The 18,688-nt window shown below is 33.8% G+C and carries 22 protein-coding genes and 1 pseudogene; all 23 read left to right on the top strand.

What is annotated here, in order from left to right; genetic code table 11:
• Positions 1-93: 93 nt before the first annotated feature.
• The 23 genes and pseudogenes from GOQ24_RS07805 to dapA all read left to right on the top strand — a co-directional run bounded on the left by GOQ24_RS07805 (position 94) and on the right by dapA (position 18,684).
• Positions 94-588, top strand: a complete 495-nt coding sequence (locus tag GOQ24_RS07805; RefSeq protein WP_208103214.1) for a hypothetical protein — start codon at positions 94-96, stop codon at positions 586-588.
• 5 nt (positions 589-593) lie between these two features.
• Entirely contained in the window at positions 594-1,055 is a 462-nt protein-coding gene (locus GOQ24_RS07800) for a hypothetical protein (RefSeq protein ID WP_160339418.1), read from the top strand.
• A gap of 270 nt (positions 1,056-1,325) precedes the next feature.
• Positions 1,326-1,457: pseudogene (locus GOQ24_RS16650) on the top strand (RhsD protein); the annotation flags it as partial.
• A gap of 9 nt (positions 1,458-1,466) precedes the next feature.
• Complete coding sequence (locus tag GOQ24_RS16645; RefSeq protein WP_243731259.1) at positions 1,467-1,850, top strand: hypothetical protein; 384 nt, start codon at positions 1,467-1,469, stop codon at positions 1,848-1,850.
• Positions 1,851-1,852: 2 nt separating this feature from the next.
• Positions 1,853-2,245 carry a hypothetical protein gene (locus tag GOQ24_RS07790; RefSeq protein WP_155093496.1) on the top strand — a complete coding sequence of 131 codons (393 nt, stop codon included), beginning with the start codon at positions 1,853-1,855 and terminating at the stop codon, positions 2,243-2,245.
• 296 nt (positions 2,246-2,541) lie between these two features.
• Positions 2,542-2,844 carry an RHS repeat-associated core domain-containing protein gene (locus GOQ24_RS16460; protein WP_166520727.1) on the top strand — a complete coding sequence of 101 codons (303 nt, stop codon included), beginning with the start codon at positions 2,542-2,544 and terminating at the stop codon, positions 2,842-2,844.
• 399 nt (positions 2,845-3,243) lie between these two features.
• Positions 3,244-3,819 (top strand): DJ-1/PfpI family protein, encoded by a 576-nt coding sequence (locus GOQ24_RS07780; protein WP_155092417.1) that lies wholly within the window; start codon positions 3,244-3,246, stop codon positions 3,817-3,819.
• Positions 3,820-3,907: 88 nt separating this feature from the next.
• Positions 3,908-4,768: a carboxylating nicotinate-nucleotide diphosphorylase gene (gene nadC, locus GOQ24_RS07775; protein ID WP_155092416.1), complete on the top strand. Its 861-nt coding sequence runs from the start codon at positions 3,908-3,910 to the stop codon at positions 4,766-4,768.
• A 10-nt stretch (positions 4,769-4,778) separates the two neighbouring features.
• Entirely contained in the window at positions 4,779-5,138 is a 360-nt protein-coding gene (locus GOQ24_RS07770) for a hypothetical protein (RefSeq protein WP_155092415.1), read from the top strand.
• Between the two features lie 168 nt (positions 5,139-5,306).
• Positions 5,307-6,698 (top strand): hypothetical protein, encoded by a 1,392-nt coding sequence (locus tag GOQ24_RS07765; RefSeq protein ID WP_155092414.1) that lies wholly within the window; start codon positions 5,307-5,309, stop codon positions 6,696-6,698.
• 3 nt (positions 6,699-6,701) lie between these two features.
• Entirely contained in the window at positions 6,702-7,709 is a 1,008-nt protein-coding gene (locus tag GOQ24_RS07760; RefSeq protein WP_155092413.1) for an SPFH domain-containing protein, read from the top strand.
• Entirely contained in the window at positions 7,706-7,945 is a 240-nt protein-coding gene (locus GOQ24_RS07755; protein ID WP_155092412.1) for a hypothetical protein, read from the top strand. Before GOQ24_RS07760 ends, GOQ24_RS07755 begins: the two co-directional genes overlap by 4 nt.
• 31 nt (positions 7,946-7,976) lie before the next feature.
• On the top strand, positions 7,977-8,876 hold the full coding sequence (locus GOQ24_RS07750; protein WP_155092411.1) for a YihY/virulence factor BrkB family protein: 900 nt from the start codon (positions 7,977-7,979) through the stop codon (positions 8,874-8,876).
• Between the two features lie 39 nt (positions 8,877-8,915).
• Positions 8,916-9,344 carry a DUF2147 domain-containing protein gene (locus GOQ24_RS07745; protein ID WP_155092410.1) on the top strand — a complete coding sequence of 143 codons (429 nt, stop codon included), beginning with the start codon at positions 8,916-8,918 and terminating at the stop codon, positions 9,342-9,344.
• Between the two features lie 470 nt (positions 9,345-9,814).
• Positions 9,815-12,265, top strand: a complete 2,451-nt coding sequence (gene priA / locus GOQ24_RS07740) for a primosomal protein N' (protein ID WP_155092409.1) — start codon at positions 9,815-9,817, stop codon at positions 12,263-12,265.
• Between the two features lie 108 nt (positions 12,266-12,373).
• Positions 12,374-12,916 (top strand): DUF4375 domain-containing protein, encoded by a 543-nt coding sequence (locus tag GOQ24_RS07735; protein ID WP_155092408.1) that lies wholly within the window; start codon positions 12,374-12,376, stop codon positions 12,914-12,916.
• A 133-nt stretch (positions 12,917-13,049) separates the two neighbouring features.
• Positions 13,050-13,391, top strand: a complete 342-nt coding sequence (rpsF, locus tag GOQ24_RS07730) for a 30S ribosomal protein S6 (RefSeq protein ID WP_155092407.1) — start codon at positions 13,050-13,052, stop codon at positions 13,389-13,391.
• Positions 13,392-13,396: 5 nt separating this feature from the next.
• Positions 13,397-13,693: a 30S ribosomal protein S18 gene (gene rpsR / locus GOQ24_RS07725; protein WP_155092406.1), complete on the top strand. Its 297-nt coding sequence runs from the start codon at positions 13,397-13,399 to the stop codon at positions 13,691-13,693.
• Positions 13,694-13,757: 64 nt separating this feature from the next.
• The gene (gene rplI / locus GOQ24_RS07720; protein ID WP_155092405.1) at positions 13,758-14,201 is read left to right on the top strand and encodes a 50S ribosomal protein L9; all 444 of its coding nucleotides are present in this window, start codon (positions 13,758-13,760) and stop codon (positions 14,199-14,201) included.
• Positions 14,202-14,723: 522 nt separating this feature from the next.
• Positions 14,724-15,197: a DUF6495 family protein gene (locus tag GOQ24_RS07715; protein ID WP_155092404.1), complete on the top strand. Its 474-nt coding sequence runs from the start codon at positions 14,724-14,726 to the stop codon at positions 15,195-15,197.
• 11 nt (positions 15,198-15,208) lie between these two features.
• Complete coding sequence (ligA, locus tag GOQ24_RS07710; protein ID WP_155092403.1) at positions 15,209-17,206, top strand: NAD-dependent DNA ligase LigA; 1,998 nt, start codon at positions 15,209-15,211, stop codon at positions 17,204-17,206.
• A gap of 62 nt (positions 17,207-17,268) precedes the next feature.
• Positions 17,269-17,784 carry a DUF6913 domain-containing protein gene (locus tag GOQ24_RS07705; protein ID WP_155092402.1) on the top strand — a complete coding sequence of 172 codons (516 nt, stop codon included), beginning with the start codon at positions 17,269-17,271 and terminating at the stop codon, positions 17,782-17,784.
• Positions 17,785-17,799: 15 nt separating this feature from the next.
• Complete coding sequence (gene dapA, locus GOQ24_RS07700; RefSeq protein WP_155092401.1) at positions 17,800-18,684, top strand: 4-hydroxy-tetrahydrodipicolinate synthase; 885 nt, start codon at positions 17,800-17,802, stop codon at positions 18,682-18,684.
• Positions 18,685-18,688 lie beyond the last annotated feature (4 nt).

Genomic DNA, 18,688 nt, shown 5'->3' with positions numbered 1-18,688 from the left:
AGAATATTACAGATTTATATCCTCATAACTATAAAAAGGCAATCTCTGACGCTGTAGAATAATTTTTATACCTCACAAGATGTACTTGCTAGGGTGGATACTGCGTATGGGTGGGATAGTAATGGGCAGGTGGATGTGTTTGGGTTGAGTAGTTTTGATCCATTTGAATTTGGTTTTATTACTTCTTTTCCTGATAATCTACATTTTGGTCAGCAAAGAGTTACACCTAATTTTAGTGATATTGGATCTCAAGCACATCCTTCAATTCGAGGACGTGCTATTTCTGATGTAGGAAAGGATATTGCAGCTAATAGAATAAATCCCAATATATTTTTAATTTCATATACTGTTGATCCTACTACAGGTAAGGCTGTGACTTTAAACAACAGAGGATTAGCAGCATTGTCCGAAGGAGGCAAAATGCCATCAGATGCTATATTTGTTCCTTTTGATAAAGTTCCTGAAAGACTTAAAAAAGATTTTGGTTTACTTGGATATTCAAATGAAGTTGTTCCATCAAAAAGTATTGCTGTTACTCAAAATAAGGATGGAACAGGATTAGATAGAATTATTAAAAACTATACATAATATAAATGAAAGAATACAATTACAGTTTAATACCTGAACGTGTTAATTTTGATATTTCAACAATCGACTTAAAAGTCCAATATTCTAGAAGGGAAACAAGCGTTAAAGTTGAAGGAAAAATACTACAAGATTATAAGGATAGTTTAAGATTGCATGACATAAATATAACTTTTAATACAGTAGCAGAAGTAAAATGTATAACATTAGATTTTTTTGAATCTAATTATACTAATCATAAAATTTTTAAAGTTAATGAGGATTTAAATAAATTCGATTTTTGGGAAAGATTTGGCTATTGCCCAGATTCTGGATTTTATGAAGTAGATAGCTCAGAGTTGCTAAAAGAAAAGAACAAACTTTATGATCCATCAAATACATTTAATTTAAAACATTATTTGATAGTTGGGTATGATAGTTATATTGAAATACTAGCAGGTGGATATTTTTATGATATATCTAATAAATAAAATCAGTAATAAAAAGACTTAACTTAGTAATCAGGTTAAGTCTTTTTTTAATGACTACATGCAATATGTTAAAGTTGTAAAAGAATAGCGATACAGCATCATTAGTGATTATATCGGTCGCCCAGTACAGGTATTCGATGATAGAGGAGCTAAGATATGGAGTACAGACTATGACATCTATGGTAGATTAAGGAACTTAGAGGGAGAACGACCCCGCGCGACAGTTTGGCTCATTCGCTATAAACATCTACTAGATATTTACTAAACGCTCTGCCCTTATTTAGACAACTTGGTCAGTATGAAGGTATCGAGCTGAATGGGCTTTACTACAATAGGTTTAGGTATTATGATTCCACGACAGGGTTATACATATCTAAGGGTTCGATAGGTCTAGCAGGGAACAATCCTACTATGTATGCTTATGTATGGGATAGTAATGAGCAGGTGGATGTTTTTGGGTTAGATTTGATAGATGGTAAACCACAAAATCCTAGTATAGTTAGGAGGTTTATGTCAAGATCTGAGTATAAAGCATTTAAGAAAAATGGATTTAAATTTGATCCTACAGATACAAGAGGAGGGATTAGTGTAACATCTACCAAAATAAAACTACAAAATAGAGATGCAATTAAAAGAAGTACAGGGGCTTTTGGTGCAGATTATTATGTAGATATTGATACAAAAGGAAAAAATGTTGAGCTAAAAGGTAAAACAAAAGGAGGAGTTATGGATTGGAAGATTAAAGATGATGTTTCACCTAATGATATTGTAGGTTCAGGAAAAGTATATAAATAGATATGGAATTAAATAAATTGATAATTAAGTATTTAGATTTAAAAAGAGAGCTAATAGAGTTATTGTCTAATTTAGAAGTAGATAGTAAGTTGTCAGAAAATATTGATATTAATATTCTTTATGAATTAATGAAAGATAATACTTTTGAATGTAATGTCTTTGAGATTATGCTACATATAGATAGTGCATTAGCAACAGATTATATTAATAAATTTTATTTGGCTGGAGATCCGGAAAAGAAAACTAGATTTAAAGGAAATATTGATGTTATGTTAGATGATTATAAAGAAATATTGGGAAAAGATATGTTTTTGAAACTCATTGATGTTTTGCCTCTATCTACAAAAGAATTTCCTCCTATACGAGAAGCTATTGATTCTGTAAAAGATGATTGAAACATTATGATTTTTAGATGATGTCATTTATGATTAGTTAGGGTTAAATATAAAACAAAAGGCTTAATCTAGTAATAGGTTAAGTCTTTTTAAAATTAAATATAAATTACTGAATACCATATTGTATGTGTGTTTTGTGTCGGACGTCCGATACAGGCATTCGATGATAGAGGTACTAAGGTATGGAGTACAGACTATGACATCTATGGAAGGCTTAGAAACTTAGAGGGCGATAGACCCCACGCGATAGTCTGGCTCATTCGCTATAAACATCTACTAGATGTTTACTAAACGCTTTGCCCTCATTCAGACAATTTGGTCAGTACGAGGATGTAGAGTTGAATGGACTTTACTATAACCGTTTTAGGTATTATGATTCCACGACAGGGTTATACATATCTAAGGGTTCGATAGGTCTAGCAGGGAACAATCCTACTATGTATGCTTATGTATGGGATAGTAATGGGCAGGTGGATGTTTTTGGGTTGATTACTTCTGAAGCATTAAAAGAATTACAAAGTGAAATAAATTCTGTTTTTAGTAAATATGTACCTGATATAAAAGCTATTGATCCTGATGCTATTATTGGCTATAGATGAAGTACAGCTAGTGGTATTAGTACAGCTCATTTATCTTTAGATCAACAGAAGCCATTGAATTTAAATAGCTTTGATATTGACGCTTTTATACAATCGGATAAACTTTATAAGCAGTACAAGAAGAATCCATTATTTAAAAAGTCAGTAGAGTATTTAAAAATAAAAGAACTTCAAATGCAAATTAATAGTGAGTTAAAAACAAAATTTCCTGGGAACGATTTTAAAAAACAAAAATTTAGTTTTTACTTTTTAGTCAAGGAGCTTTTGATTTTAAAGAGATAGAGTAAGTAGCAGTATTGGTTTCTTTTTCGAGAGCTTTCTTACAATTTTACATTCCCTTAATACTACTGTCTAAATAAAACTGTAAATTAAGGGTATAACTAATAATATCAAAACAATATGGCAAAAAGAGTTTTAATGTTGGCAGGTGATTTTGTGGAAGATTACGAAGTAATGGTTCCTTATCAAGCACTTTTATCTATTGGAGTACAAGTGGATGTAGTATGCCCTGGAAAGAAAAAGGGAGAAGTAATTGCTACTGCAATTCACGATTTCGTTGGTTTTCAAACTTATGCTGAATTAAGAGGGCATAATTTTGTAATCAATAAATCTTTTGATGAAGTAAAAGAGGGGGATTACAGTGGATTATACATTTGTGGAGGGCGTTCTTCTGAATATATTAGGTTGAATAAGAAAGTGATTGATATCGTTAAGTATTTCTTTGCACAGAATTTACCAGTAGCAGCTATCTGTCACGGTATCCAAGTGTTAACTCCAGCAAATGTGTTAAAAGGAAGGACATTGACAGCTTATCCTGCAGTAGGACCAGATATTGTACTGGCAGGAGGTAAGTATGAGGAGGTAGGTGCAGATAAAGCAGTAGTTGATGGGAATTTGGTGACTTCACCAGCTTGGCCTGGTCATCCCGATATTCTTAGAGAATTTTATAAAATGTTGGGCATTGTGATTGGCTAACATTCGAATAAATTATCCACATTTGCGATGCTAAAAAAGGAGAATTGATTTAACATTTCTTATTTTAGCATCGCAAATTTTTTTAAATATGATTACGAAAGAACAATTTCAAAGGGAATTAGATATAATTATCAGTAATGCTATTCGAGAAGATGTAGGTGATGGGGACCACAGTTCTTTGGCTTGTATTCCCAGTACAGCAACAGGTAGAGCAAAACTACTTGTAAAAGAAGATGGGGTAATAGCAGGAGTGGAGTTTGCTAAAATGGTATTGAATTACGTAGATCCAACTTTGGAAGTACAGGTGTGTATCGAAGATGGAACTCCTGTGAAGATTGGCGATATTATTCTTTATATATCAGGTAATTCTCAGTCAATTCTAAAAGCGGAACGTCTTATGTTAAACAGTATGCAGCGCATGAGTGCTATTGCAACTAAAACCAAGTTTTTTGCTGATTTATTAGAGGGGACTAATACGGTAATATTAGATACGCGTAAGACAACTCCAGGTGTTCGTGCTATTGAGAAATGGGCAGTTAAAATTGGCGGTGGTGGCAATCATCGATTTGCTTTGTATGATATGATTATGTTGAAAGATAACCACATTGATTTTGCAGGAGGGATTAAGGAAGCTATTGAAAAGACAAATCAATATTTAAAAGACAATAATAGAGATTTAAAGATTATTGTAGAGGCAAGAAGTATTGATGAGGTTAAGCAAATCTTGGCTTGTGAGAACGTTTATAGAATTTTGTTAGACAACTTTGATTATGCTATGACTCGTGAGGCTGTCGCTTTAATAGGAGATCAATGTCAAACAGAGTCTTCTGGCAATATTGATGAAACTACTGTTAGAGAATATGCGTTATGCGGTGTGAATTACGTTTCTTCTGGAGCATTGACACATTCAGTGCACAATATGGATTTAAGTCTAAAAGCAGTTGTTTAACCCGTAAAAGATGGTTGACGGTCAAGGTAGAGTAGTTTGTCCTTCTTGTGGTAGTACACAGGTAATGGAGTTTAAATATGAGCAATATTCTTGTGCTAATTGTAGGGAGTTATTTGTTGTCCTCGAAGGAGAGAAGACTGGTGAACTTAAGACTGAAGCTGTTGAACACATTCCTTTGAGCAATGAAAGTGGACGAAAGATGATTTCTATAGGGCTATTAATTTTTATGGCCATTGTCACCACAGTTGGTCAAAGATATAAGGAAAGTAAAAAGCCTGCAAAAAGCCTGAAACTTCACAAAGAAATGAAGATCTATCATATACCAAAGGTTTCAACGGATACAATTGCGTTGCGTTTGAAAAAAATGTAATCTAAATTATTATAATCTATACTACGCACTATTTTTATTGAGTTATATTTTATAGATAATGGTAATTTAAGTTGAATAGATTGCCTTGACTTAATGCTGTGTTCGGTGATTTTGCAGAGGTGATTTTGAGAAAGATAAAAAGAGAATTAGTAAATATACTGTTTCATAATGGCAAAGACATTAAAAAAAATAATTTGTCCACAATGTGGAAGTAATAAGATAAAAGAGTTAAAGGATGATTACTATAAGTGTGAAAGTTGTCAAACCAATTTTTTCTTAGATAGTGATGATATTAATATTAATCACAAATACACTTATAATGACAGTTATGATCCTAATGCAGAGAAGAATAAGAAAGCTGCCATAAAGTTTGTAATTATCTTTTTAGCTGTGATTTTGGTGTTAAGCTTTATAGGGCCAATTATCAGTGTAATTTCATCTTCAAAATCTAAGAATACGACAATAGTAGAACCTGTTCAAGAAATTGTACCTCCTAAAAAAGAGGTTAAGATGGTTCCTATGAGTATTAAGGCAAATACACTTTATAGGTTAAAAGAGAATAAAGTAACCTTAGTACAAGTGGCAACGACTAATGATTTTTTCGCAAAAAGAGATAAAGTTCGTTTATTTTTAATACTAAACGATGTGATAACGGGAGAAGAACTCAGTAGGAAACCAATTGATGTTGACTTGTCACTGAAAGGCGTTGGTCTAATGACTGACTTTTCAGTTGAGTTCTTTAAGATTTCAGATCGTGATTTATACCTTATTGTAAATAATTATCACTTACTGAAATTCAATGATGTTTTACAATGCTTTGAGAAAGTAGACGAAGAATTGTTTAGAAGTCACAAAGAGTTTAGTGAAGGTATCGCAGGATTAAAATACAATACTTTTGATGAAGGTATAGAAGTCACTAACAACTTGGGTAAAAAGTTTATGTATTATATATATTTGAACAAGGTGTATTCAAGTGATGAAGTCTATAAAGTCTATGATTTGCCATTGCCAAATGGAGTTAAAAAGACTGGTTACCTTTTTACAAGAAAGAGTTTTGATTATCCAGATGAAGCGAGACAACTAATTCAATATGATTATTGGTATCAAGAAGGATATCCGATGTATTATTTTTACTTTGAATGGAGGAGGGATTATGGTGGATCTGGTGTGTTTTCAAGTAGTTCACCACACAAGAAGGTATTAATATTGGATTATACGCGAAAAAAAGCGAGAATAGGAAAAGTAAGGGACTTTACGCCTAATCGAAAATATGCAGTAGGTACTGTTGTCGGATCAGATGAGGAAGGGGTGATCATTGCAATCAAACAGTCTATATTGGAGAATGAAACTTATTCTTTGCAAAAATTATCAAGCAAAGATGGCTCGATTTTATGGACGAAGAAAACAGAAATGAAAGGATTTAGAAATGTTGAAATGATCGATGGCGTATTCAAAGTAGGAGTAGATTATAATGTGTTTCAAATCTTTGATACAAAGGGTGAAGTACTTTCAACAATCGATCAATCCAATTTAAAAACACCAGTAGAAGAAAAAGAGTAAATTATGGGAATATTCAATTTGTTTAAAAAGCAATTGGCTACTGTTATTGAGTGGTCAGAGCAGAACAGAGAGATATTGTGGTTTCAATATCCCTCAGCAACAAGTGAAATTAAGAATGCTTCTAAGCTAATTGTCGGACCTGGACAAGGGTGTGTATTAGTCTATGAAGGAAAAGTGCAAGATACAATCACAGATGAAGGAGTGTATAGTCTATCTACTGATAATCACCCTTTTATTACTACACTGAAGAAGATTCGTCAGAATTTCGAAAGCGAACATAAGTTGTGCGTATTTTTCTTCAGAAAAGCACAAGTTGTGAATCAACAATGGGGAACTGCTACCCCTGTTAAGTATGTGGATAAAACCTATAATATCCCTATTGAGATGGGAGCTAATGGTAATTTCTCTTATAAAATCAACGACGTTGCTTTTTTATTTAATGAGCTATTGGGACAAGAAACTCACTTTGAAACCAAGGATATGAATGAGGTAATAAGTGGTAGAATACCTCAGGCAATTTCATCCTATTTGGCAAGTCAAAGTTTCGGTTATCAAGAAATTGATAGTCAATTAGAACTGATATCAAGTGAGGTCACTGCTAAATTAAATAATGAGTTTGCCAAATTAGGGTTAGAGTTAACTGATTTTAGAATTGTAGGAACTCTATTCGATGCTAATACCCAAAAGCGAATTGACAAAGTATCAGATATTGCTTCGGATGCAAAAGCTGCAGAGATGGCTGGTCTGTCTTTTGTTGAATTAGAGAAATTAAAAGCATTGAGAGATGCAGCTCGTAACGAAGGAGGAATGGCAGGAATGGGGATGCAGTTAGGGGCAGGTATGGAGTTGGGAAAACTATTTTCGGCAGAAACAAAATCTATTTTGGACGATGAAGGAGAAGATGTCTTAGAGAAGTTAAAGAAACTACATCTCTTGGTGAAAGAAGGAGTACTCTCTCAAGTGGAATTTGACGAGTTAAAATCAGAAATACTAAAAAAATATAAGTCATGAAATATATAATTGGAGTGCTTCTTACTTTGCTATTGCTTCTTGTGACAATGTATTTGGCACTTGGTTTTTGGGGGATTAGCATGTTTGACGCAATGCATTTAAACAATGCGTTTAAGACGATTGGAATTTTATTTGTTGCATCTATATTGTTAGTTCTGATTGTGTCTTATTTCTTTAAGAATCCTCACAAAGGATATGATACAACAAAAGGCAATATTGCGCATCCGAAGAAATAATCACTACCTTTGAATAGTAAAGAAGTAGAGTATGTCAAAAGAGATAGAGGATAAATTAGAACGTATTCCTATTCTCAATCAAATTGTATGTTTTTTTAAGAATATTAAGTTTTCTTTTTTAGAAGGATATTCTTTGTACGATTTGATTGAGTTGTATTTTGTGGGAATTGTCAAGGGAGCTTTTTCTTATAGAGCGGGGTCTATTGCCTTTAGTTTCTTTATGGCTCTGTTTCCTTTTGCCTTGTTTATTCTTAACTTGATACCGTATATTCCTGTAGATAATTTTCAAGCTGACTTTATGCAGTTTATTGCAGATTCGGTACCACCTACAACATTTGAAGCTGTGAAGTCCACGTTGGATGATATTATGAATAATAGTTACAAATCCCTCTTGTCTTCTGGTTTTTTGTTGTCTATTTTTTTAATGACAAATGGTGTTTTTGCTATCATAGGAGGATTTGAGTCATCATATCATATTACAATCTCTCGCAATATCATAAGACAGTATTTGGTAGCATTAGTACTGTCTGTTTTTTTAGCATTCCTACTTATTTTCTCAGTAGCTTTTTATGTGGGGTTAGAAGTTTTGATGTTTAAATTTGAGATTGATAATACTTTGATACAATGGTCGAGAAGTCTATTTTTATTGTTGATCGTCTTAGTGACTACTTCTATACTCTACAAGTTTGGCGCTAAGGAAACGAAGAATGTTTCATTTATCTCGATAGGATCCGTTTTTACTACTATTTTATATATTCTTACTTCCTTTTTATTTGGTGTGTATGTACTTCGTTTTGCGCGATATAATGAACTCTATGGGTCTATTGGAACTTTGCTTGTTGTGATGTTTTACCTTTGGATTAACTGTATGATTCTATTGTTAGGTTTTGAATTAAATTTAGCTATAAGTAAACTTAAGTCAAAAAAATAATTATATTTGGTTATAAACCTTAAACCAAAACGATATTTTATGAGAAACTCATTTTTGACAATAGTGTTTTTGTTCGTAGCTGTATGCACGGCAAATGCACAAGGCATAGTAGGTAAGTGGAAAACGATAGATGATAGTACAGGAAAAGAAAAATCTATTGTAGAGATTTATGAGAAAGACGGAAAGTACTACGGTAAAGTAGCTAAACTACTTAATCCGAGTAAACCAAATCCCAAATGTGAGAAATGTGAGGGAGATGAAAAAGGAGCGCCAATAGAAGGATTGGTTATCATTAAAGGCTTGCAGAAAAAAGGAGAGGAATACACAGGAGGTAAGATTACAGATCCAGAAAGTGGTAAGCAATACAAGTGTACTGTAAAGCTCAATGGAAAGGACAAATTAGACGTTAGGGGGTATGTTGGAATTTCTCTAATGGGGCGAACTCAAACTTGGGTGAAGGCAAATTAAGATTGTAGGATTGAAAGATAAGATAAAGAAAAGGTCATTGGCTATTGCCAATGACCTTTTTTATTGGATGTAAGTCTTGTACGGTATATAATTGGGTAAAAAAATAGAAGGGACTGCGCATTGTGCTATTTATACTTGGGATTATTCATAAATATTCATCGCTTCATTACATATAGGGCTATCTATATTTAGGAAATTTAAGACACTGTGTTATTTCGGTGTAACATAGGTTGAGTTATCAGTGAGCTCTATTGGTGTGGCGGTATAAATTTACACCAACCTGAAACATACTGATGTGTTGTTGTATACTATAGTGTTTTTTATGTAGATTATAAATTATATTGGCTGTATGTGATAATTATATATTTGTTTGTGTATTCAATCTTGCGATAAATAAGTACGAATGCAGTGAGGTTGGGAATGATGTAAACTGAAAAAGTTATCTTTGTATTTAGTATTAAAAAAGTGAGATGAATTATTTCGTTGAGGTTATTATTCCGTTAGCATTAGAGCCAACATTTACTTATCAAGTAAGTGAAGCTGAATTTGAGTTTATCCAAGTAGGGATGCGCGTAGCCGTTCCCTTTGGTAAATCAAAAGTTTACACTGCTTTAGTGATAGAGAAGCACAATAGAGTTCCTCAATTGTATCAAGCTAAGGAGATTAATGAAATCATAGATATTACTCCAGTGGTGACTGAAAAGCAGATTGCTTTGTGGAAGTGGATGGCAGAGTATTATATGTGTACGATTGGAGAGGTTTATCGTAGTGCAATGCCTTCTCGTTTACTTTTGGAGAATGAAACACTTGTACAGTATAACGATAAGGTGACGATCAATACAGACGAATTAGATGATTCTGAATATTTAATTTACGAAGCCCTACAATCGCAGGCTATACTTAAAATAGAAGAGATTATAGCTATTTTAAATAGGAAGAAGGTGTTTCCTGTCATCAATACCCTCTTGGAAAAGGGAATTATATTCCTTCAGGAGGAGATGATAGAGAAGTATAAACCAAAGCAAATACGCTATATTAAATTAGCTGATCAGTATATTCAAGACAATGGTTTGGCAGATTTGATGGAGATGGTGTCAAGAGCCGAAAAGCAAAGGGAGATGATCTTGAAGTATTTTCAATTGAACGCTTCGATGAAAAAACCAATAACTGCAAAGCAGTTAATGGACGAGTCAAATACAACCAATGCCGTACTAAAGGCGTTATTAGATAAGGGAATCTTTGTTGAATATTTCTTACAGCAAGATCGCGTTGTTTTTGGTGAGGCTACACAAGAAGTCATTGTTTTAAATGATGAGCAAAGCAAGGCACAATGGGAGATTGAAGAATCATTTAAACAAAGAGAGGTAACCTTGTTGTACGGGGTGACAGCATCAGGTAAAACAGAAATTTACATCAAGTTAATTGAAAAGTTAATTGCCCAAGAGGGACAGGTGTTGTTTTTGGTACCTGAGATAGGGTTGACAACGCAGTTGGTACAACGCTTGACAAATTATTTTGGCAATCAAGTGGCCGTTTATCACTCCAAGTATTCTCATAATGAGCGCTTAGAGGTGTGGGATCAGGTATTGAATCAATCAGAAAAGGCGAAGGTAGTGATAGGTACTCGTTTGGCGGTTTTTTTACCTTTTCAAAATTTGAAGTTTCTCGTTATTGATGAAGAGCAGGAACCGAATTATAAGCAGCATGATCCTGCTCCTCGATATCACGGGAGGGATTGTGCAGTCGTTTTGGCAAAACAACATGGTGCAAAAGTATTAATGGGTTCAGCTACGCCGAGTTTAGAGACGTATTACAATGCCAATCAAGGTAAGTATGGATTAGTTCAATTGCGCAAACGATACACTAATGTTCGCTTGCCAGAGATAGTCTTAGTTGATATCAAGGACAAGTATAAGCGCAAGCAGATGACAGGCCATTTTTCTGATTATTTGATTGATGCAATTAATATGTCTTTGTCTTTGGAGGAACAGGTTATCTTGTTTCAGAACAGAAGGGGATTTTCTCCTGTAGTTGAATGTATGACATGTGGTGCTGTACCAGAGTGTCCACATTGTGATGTGAGTTTGACCTATCACAAGTATCGAAATGAATTGAGATGTCATTATTGTGGGTATACTTTGCCAATGCCTAAGCAGTGTTATCGCTGTCATAGTGTTGATTTGAATACAAAGGGGTTTGGGACAGAGCAAGTAGAAGAAGAGTTGAAAGAGTTGTTTCCCAATAAGCGCATCGGCCGCATGGATCAAGATACGACTCGAGGTAAATATGGTTATGAAAAGCTGGTAGAGGCATTTGAGAAGAAGGAGATTGACATCCTTGTAGGTACACAGATGTTGGCGAAAGGCTTTGATTTTAGTAATGTGAATTTGGTAGGGGTGATGAACGCTGATAATAGTTTGTATCATCCAGATTTTAGGGCACATGAGAGAGCTTATCAAATGTTAGTGCAAATCTCTGGAAGAGCGGGAAGAAAGGATAAAAAAGGGAAAGTTATCATACAGACATTTAATCCATATCACAATATCATACAGCAAGTGACTAATAATGATTATTTAGGTATGTTTAAGGAGCAGATGTATGAAAGACATAATTTTAAATACCCTCCTTTTTATCGCTTGGTAAAGTTGACTTTAAGACATAGGGAGTTTGAGAAGTTAAAAGAGGCCTCTTTTTGGGTGTATAACAGTTTGAAACAACAGTTTCAAATTCCAGTATTAGGGCCAGAAGAACCTGCTATCAATAGAATAAGGAATCAGTATATTCGCGTGATTTTAATTAAGATTCCACAGCAAGTGTCATTGAATAAAACAAAATTAGAGATCAAGCAGATTTTGAAAAGCTTTGAGGCTATTGGCGCTTATCGCTCAGTAAAAGTGACTATTAATGTAGATTTTTACTAAAGTAAGAGAATTAGGTAAAGGTGTATTTGATGCAAAAGTATTACCTTAGTTTAGAAAATAATGTTAGGAGGTGTTTTGTGTATAGCGCTCCATTTAAAAGAAATAAATATGAAAGATTTAAAGATTGTTGTTTCAGAGAATGCAATGAAAAGTGAGGATGCGTACGATGTAGTGTATTCAAATATTACATTTATTAACTTAATCAGAGAAGAAGCTGAAACAGATCCAGCAGAGTTTATTCATCCAGATGCATTTTTAAGTTATTATGTAGATTACTATTTGGCAGAGTATAATAATGGCAATTTCTCTCAATTAGTTTGGAATACACAAGCTGATTATGATTTCTTCGATGTAGTTATCGAGGGATTAGAAAAAATGGGAGCTGTGAAACATTTGGCTTTTTTACAAAAACAAGTAGCGTTTTTGAAAGACTATGATGAAGTGGCATTAGAAGCTTTTATTGAAACGGATTATTTTGGTGAGAATCCAACGAGAGATGCTTTAAAGAATGATGAGTTTTACGATATTGAAGAAGACTTAGTTGAGTTAAATGCGAAGTGGTTAAAAGCACACCCTGATTTATTGGTACTGTCAATAGAGGGAATGTATGAAAGAGCAGAAGCTTTGTTAGGTAAGGAAATAGAACGATAATAGATTATCGTGTTGATAGCTTATTCTAACTATTAGAATTAGAATGAAATAAAAAAGCAAAAATAGCTTGTGTTGAATGATATTAATACTTATTTTTGCACCCAATTTTTATAACAAATAAAATTTTTTATTTATGAATCATTATGAAACTGTTTTCATCTTGAATCCCGTTTTATCTGAAACTCAGGTAAAGGAAACAGTAGCGAAATTCGAAGAATTTCTTACTTCTAGAGGAGCTGAGATGGTAGCTAAAGAGGACTGGGGCTTGAAAAAATTAGCTTATGAGATCCAACACAAGAAAAGTGGATTCTACCACTTATTCCAATTCACAGCACCAGCTGATATCATTATCAACTTAGAGACTGAATTCAGACGTGACGAAAGAGTTATGCGTTTCTTAACTGTAGCTTTAGACAAACACGCTGTAGCTTGGGCTGAAAGAAGAAGAGAGAAATTAAAATCTAAAAAAGCTTAATTGTTATGTCAAGTATAGAGCAATCTGCAAAAGGTAAAAAAGACGGAGATATCAGATATCTAACGCCTTTAAACATTGAAACAAACAAAACTAAAAAGTATTGTCGTTTCAAAAAATCAGGAATCAAATACATCGATTATAAAGATGCTGATTTCTTATTAAAATTCGTAAACGAGCAAGGTAAAATTTTACCACGTCGTTTAACAGGGACTTCTTTGAAATTCCAAAGAAAAGTTTCTGTAGCAGTAAAAAGAGCACGTCACTTAGCTTTAATGCCGTACGTAGCTGACTTATTAAAATAATTAAAAACTTAAGTTGTTGGTTTTCATTCGTGAAACCTAACTTCTTCTTAAAAGGACATCAACAATGGAAATTATCTTAAAACAAGACGTTCAAAAGTTAGGATTTAAAGATGACGTAGTAACTGTAAAACCAGGATACGGACGTAACTATTTAATTCCTCAAGGAATGGCTGTATTGGCTACTCCTTCTGCTAAAAAAGTATTAGCTGAGAACTTAAAACAAAGAGCGCACAAAGAAGCTAAATTAATCGCTGACGCACAAGTTATTGCAGAAGCTTTGAAAGCTTTGGAAATCAAAATCGCTGTTAAAGCTGGTGGTGAGAAATTATTTGGATCTGTAACTAATGCAGATATCGCTGAAGTTTTCGCTAAAAACGGACAAACAGTTGATAAAAAATTCATTACTTCAGGAGTTATCAAACGTTTAGGTAAATATACTGCTAACGTTCGTTTACACCGTGATGTAATCGTTGAAGTAGATTACGAAGTAATCGCTGAGCAAGAATAGTCTTAAAAGATTATATATAGAAAAGGCCTCCTAATTTAGGGGGCCTTTTTTGTTTTGTGAAGTGCTTACTACGTACAGGTATCATAAGTGAGTTTTTTAGATTCAATCTCCAGTATTTTGATAAGGTGTAGTGTGGTGAAGGTTTTAGGGTTGTGTATTTTTTTGAATAGTGTAAAGAATCAACGTGAAAGTTGTAGAATCCGTTTTGTTTGAATTTTATTTGAAATCGTTTACTAATATTTGTTATTGTTTTTTAACAATAGATAAGGATGTCTACTTTTGAATTGTAATAATCATTTTTCATGGGTGATTTAGATTATTAACGATTAGATTTTTTTTGAAGCAAATAGGTTTGTCGGCTATTTGTTAGAAAGTTTTAGCTTTAGTAGAGAGTTTTTAGGCCCTTTGGTTTACCAAAGGGCTTTTTGTGTTTATTTAAGATATTATATTGTATTGTTGTATTTGCTTTTGGTTTTTATGTTCATTAGAATTAGTATTTTTGACAGTTGAAATTAAGTAATCATGAAATATACACGTCTTACAAAAGAGCAATTTGAAGAAATGCACCCGGAATTCACTAATTTTCTTGCTTCTCAGCAGATAGATAAGCATGAGTGGGATAAATTGAAGGAAGAGAAACCAGAAGTCGCAGAACAAGAGTTAGATGTTTTTTCGGATTTAGTATGGGAAGGAGTGTTGAGTAATGCTCGTTTTTTAGAGCACTATTCAAAAAATCATATATTTCTTTTTGGTTTTGATGAGAAGCACATACATACAATTGTTATAAAAGCGTTATTAACAGATATCGACTTTATGACTCAAGAAGGATTACAATGGTTAAGTGATGCTGTTTTTACAAACGATGTAGAGATAAAGCACGGAGGTAAAGACTTTGGAAGTGACAGAAATAAGGAGGTTTTTGATATTATCCAACAAGGAGCTATCCTGAGTGATGGAGTGCTGTATCAGCAGTTTAAAGATTTGTTGAAGTTGTAATTTTGCTTAGAATGAATGTACAAGAACAGATTATTGCGTTAAGAGAGGAATTGAATTTACATAATTATAATTATTATGTATTAGATACGCCTACCATTTCTGATTTTGAGTTTGATCAAAAGTTAAAGGAATTAGAAAAATTGGAGCTTGCTCATCCAGAATATTTTGATAGTAATTCACCAACACAGCGTGTTGGCGGGGCTATAACTAAGAATTTTGATACAGTAGTTCACCGTTATCGTATGTATTCTTTGGAAAATTCTTATTCTAAAGAAGATTTACTGGATTGGGAACAACGCATTCAAAAGAACTTGGGCGATGTTCCTGTAGAGTTTACCTGCGAGTTAAAGTACGATGGAGCATCTATAAGTATTACTTATGAAGATGGCGAGTTAATAAAGGCAGTTACTCGAGGAGATGGTGTACAAGGAGATGATGTGACAAATAATATTCGCACTATTCGTTCTGTTCCAATAAAATTGAAAGGTGATTATCCAAAGAGTTTTGATATACGCGGAGAAATAGTTTTGCCATTTGCAGGTTTTGAGAAAATGAATCAGGAGTTGATTGAAATTGGAGAAACTCCTTATTCAAATCCCAGAAATACCGCTTCTGGAAGTTTGAAATTACAAGACAGTGCAGAAGTTGCCAAACGACCTTTGGATTGCTTGCTTTACTATGTTGTAGGAAGTGATTTAGGTTTTGCAACCCAGTATGAAGGCTTAGAGAAGGCTCGTGAATGGGGGTTTAAGGTTCCAATAGTGTCTAAATTAGCAAAGAATATAGATGAGGTTTTGGAGTTCATTGCCTATTGGGATGAACACAGACATGAGTTGCCTTATGAGACAGATGGTGTGGTAATTAAGATAAACTCACTTCATTACCAGGAAGAATTAGGATATACTTCTAAGTTTCCACGATGGGCTATTGCTTATAAGTTTAAAGCAGAGCAAGCAGAGACAATATTGAATACTATTTCTTATCAAGTAGGTAGAACAGGGGCAATAACACCCGTTGCAAATCTGGAGCCAGTGCAATTAGCGGGTACGATCGTTAAGAGAGCCTCTTTGCACAATGCAGATCAAATTGCTAAATTAGATATCCGAGAAGGTGATTCTGTATATGTAGAAAAAGGAGGAGAGATTATACCAAAGATTGTAGGGGTGAATTTAGAAGCAAGACCAGCTGACTCTCAGCGTACCGTTTATATAAAAGAATGTCCGGAATGTCAAACTAAATTGGTTAGAAATGAAGGAGAGGCACAACATTACTGTCCTAATGTATATGGTTGTCCTCCTCAAATCGCTGGTAGAATTCAACACTTTATTTCCCGTAAAGCGATGGATATTGATGGACTTGGAGAAGAAACAGTTGTATTGTTGTATAAAAATGAATTAGTGGAGAACTATGCGGATTTATATGAACTTAAGAAAGAACAGCTTTTGGGATTGGAACGCATGGGAGAGAAGTCCGCAGATAATCTAATAAAAGGGATAGAACTATCTAAGCAAGTTCCTTTTGAGAGAGTATTGTATGCTTTGGGAATTAGATTTGTTGGAGAAACCGTAGCTAAGAAGTTAGCAGCACATTATAAGAATATAGATGCTTTATCTCAAGCACCTTTGATGGAGATGATAATGGTGGATGAGATTGGAGAAAGAATTGCACAGAGCGTAATAGATTTCTTTAGCAATGAGAAAAATAAAGAAATTATAGAGCGATTAAAGTCTTATGGTCTACAATTTGTAATAGAGGAGAAAGAATCAACTGTAGTGTCTGATATATTAAAAGGAAAGACAATTGTGGTTTCTGGTGTTTTTACTAAAATGTCCAGAGATGAGATAAAACAAGCTATAGAAGATCACGGAGGAAAGAATGGAAGTTCGATTTCTTCTAAGACTGATTATGTTGTAGCAGGAGATAAAATGGGACCATCTAAATTAGAGAAAGCAAATAAGTTAGGAATTACCATTTTGAATGAAGAGGAATTTTTAAGTATGATTCAATAAATCGATGTTAAATACGCAACATGGTTTACGAATTTTTTTAAATTTACAAAAATCACAATGGTATGTTGTTTAATGCAGTAAAAAAGAAAGCTTTACGCAAGGCGGTGGAAGGGACAAAATTACCTTCAGTTCCTTTAGAATTTAATTATCAAGTAAAGACAATAGGAATTTTGTCTGAGAAGAAGGAACAGTCTACTGTAGAGAGTATGATAAATATTTTAGTAGATAGAGGTTTTAAGAGGGAAGATATTTTAGTTTTGTATTACGATGGAAGTAATTCGAAGGTAAAAGAGGAGGATGCGTATGTTTTTAAGTTGAGAGATTTTGAGTCAAGTTTGAAAACATCAAATGAATCGTTGAAGGTATTTGTTGAAAAACCATTTGATCTATTGATTAGCTTTTACAAGAGTGATACAATACCTTTGTTATGGGGTACGAGTCAATCTAAAGCGAAGTTCAAAGTTGGTTTGGCATCAGTAACGTCTTTTGTCAATCATTTTAATATAGAGATGAATGGATTAGATGCGGAGTTATATGTAAAATTATTATTTGAGTATATAAATATTTTTAAGAACTAATAGTCAAGAATCATTATGCAATCATTAAAAGGGACAGGTGTAGCTTTAATTACACCATTTAGAAGTGACCTTTCTGTAGATGTAGCAGCTCTGCAAAATTTGGTAGAGTATGTAATCAAAGGAGGAGTTGAGTATCTTGTAGTTTTGGGAACTACAGGAGAATCTGTAACTTTAACTACAGAAGAAAAACAGTTAGTCAAACGCGTAGTAGTGGAGGCTAATAAGAAGCGATTGCCATTAGTTTTAGGAGTAGGAGGAAACAATACTCAAGCCGTAGTGCAAGAGTTGTCTCATGATAATTTAGAAGGATTTGATGCTATATTATCAGTATCGCCATATTACAATAAGCCAACACAAGAGGGAATATATCAACATTTCAAAATGATAGCTGAACATAGTCCTCTACCTATTATACTTTACAATGTTCCAGGACGCACAGGAAGTAATATGATGCCGGGAACAGTGGCGAGGTTAGCGAATGACTTTAAAAACATAATAGGTATTAAAGAGGCAGCAGGAAGTATAGTTCAAGGAATGGAGATTTTACGTCAAGTAGAGCGCAAGGACTTTTTAGTTATTTCTGGGGATGATACTATTGCTTTACCACTTGTATTAGCAGGAGGAGCAGGTGTGATTTCTGTTATTGGTCAAGGAATTCCTCAACAGTTCAGTGAAATGATACGCTTGGGATTAGCGCGTAAAGTAGATGAGGCATTTGCTTTGCAATTTGATATGATGCCTATCATTGATATGATTTTCGAACAAGGAAATCCTGCGGGTATTAAGGAAATTTTAAAATTTGCTAAAATATCTGAGACTCATTTGCGTTTACCTTTAGTAAATGTCGATCGTTCTTTAGCAGAGAGAATAGAGAATGAAAGCAAAAGAATATTAAAATAAGAAA

Origin of the sequence: Myroides sp. LoEW2-1 (assembly GCF_009767705.1) — a bacterium.
Lineage (GTDB): Bacteria > Bacteroidota > Bacteroidia > Flavobacteriales > Flavobacteriaceae > Flavobacterium > Flavobacterium album_A.
Note: the sequence above shows the minus strand (reverse complement) of the source record. Positions and strands in the feature narration are given on the sequence as shown.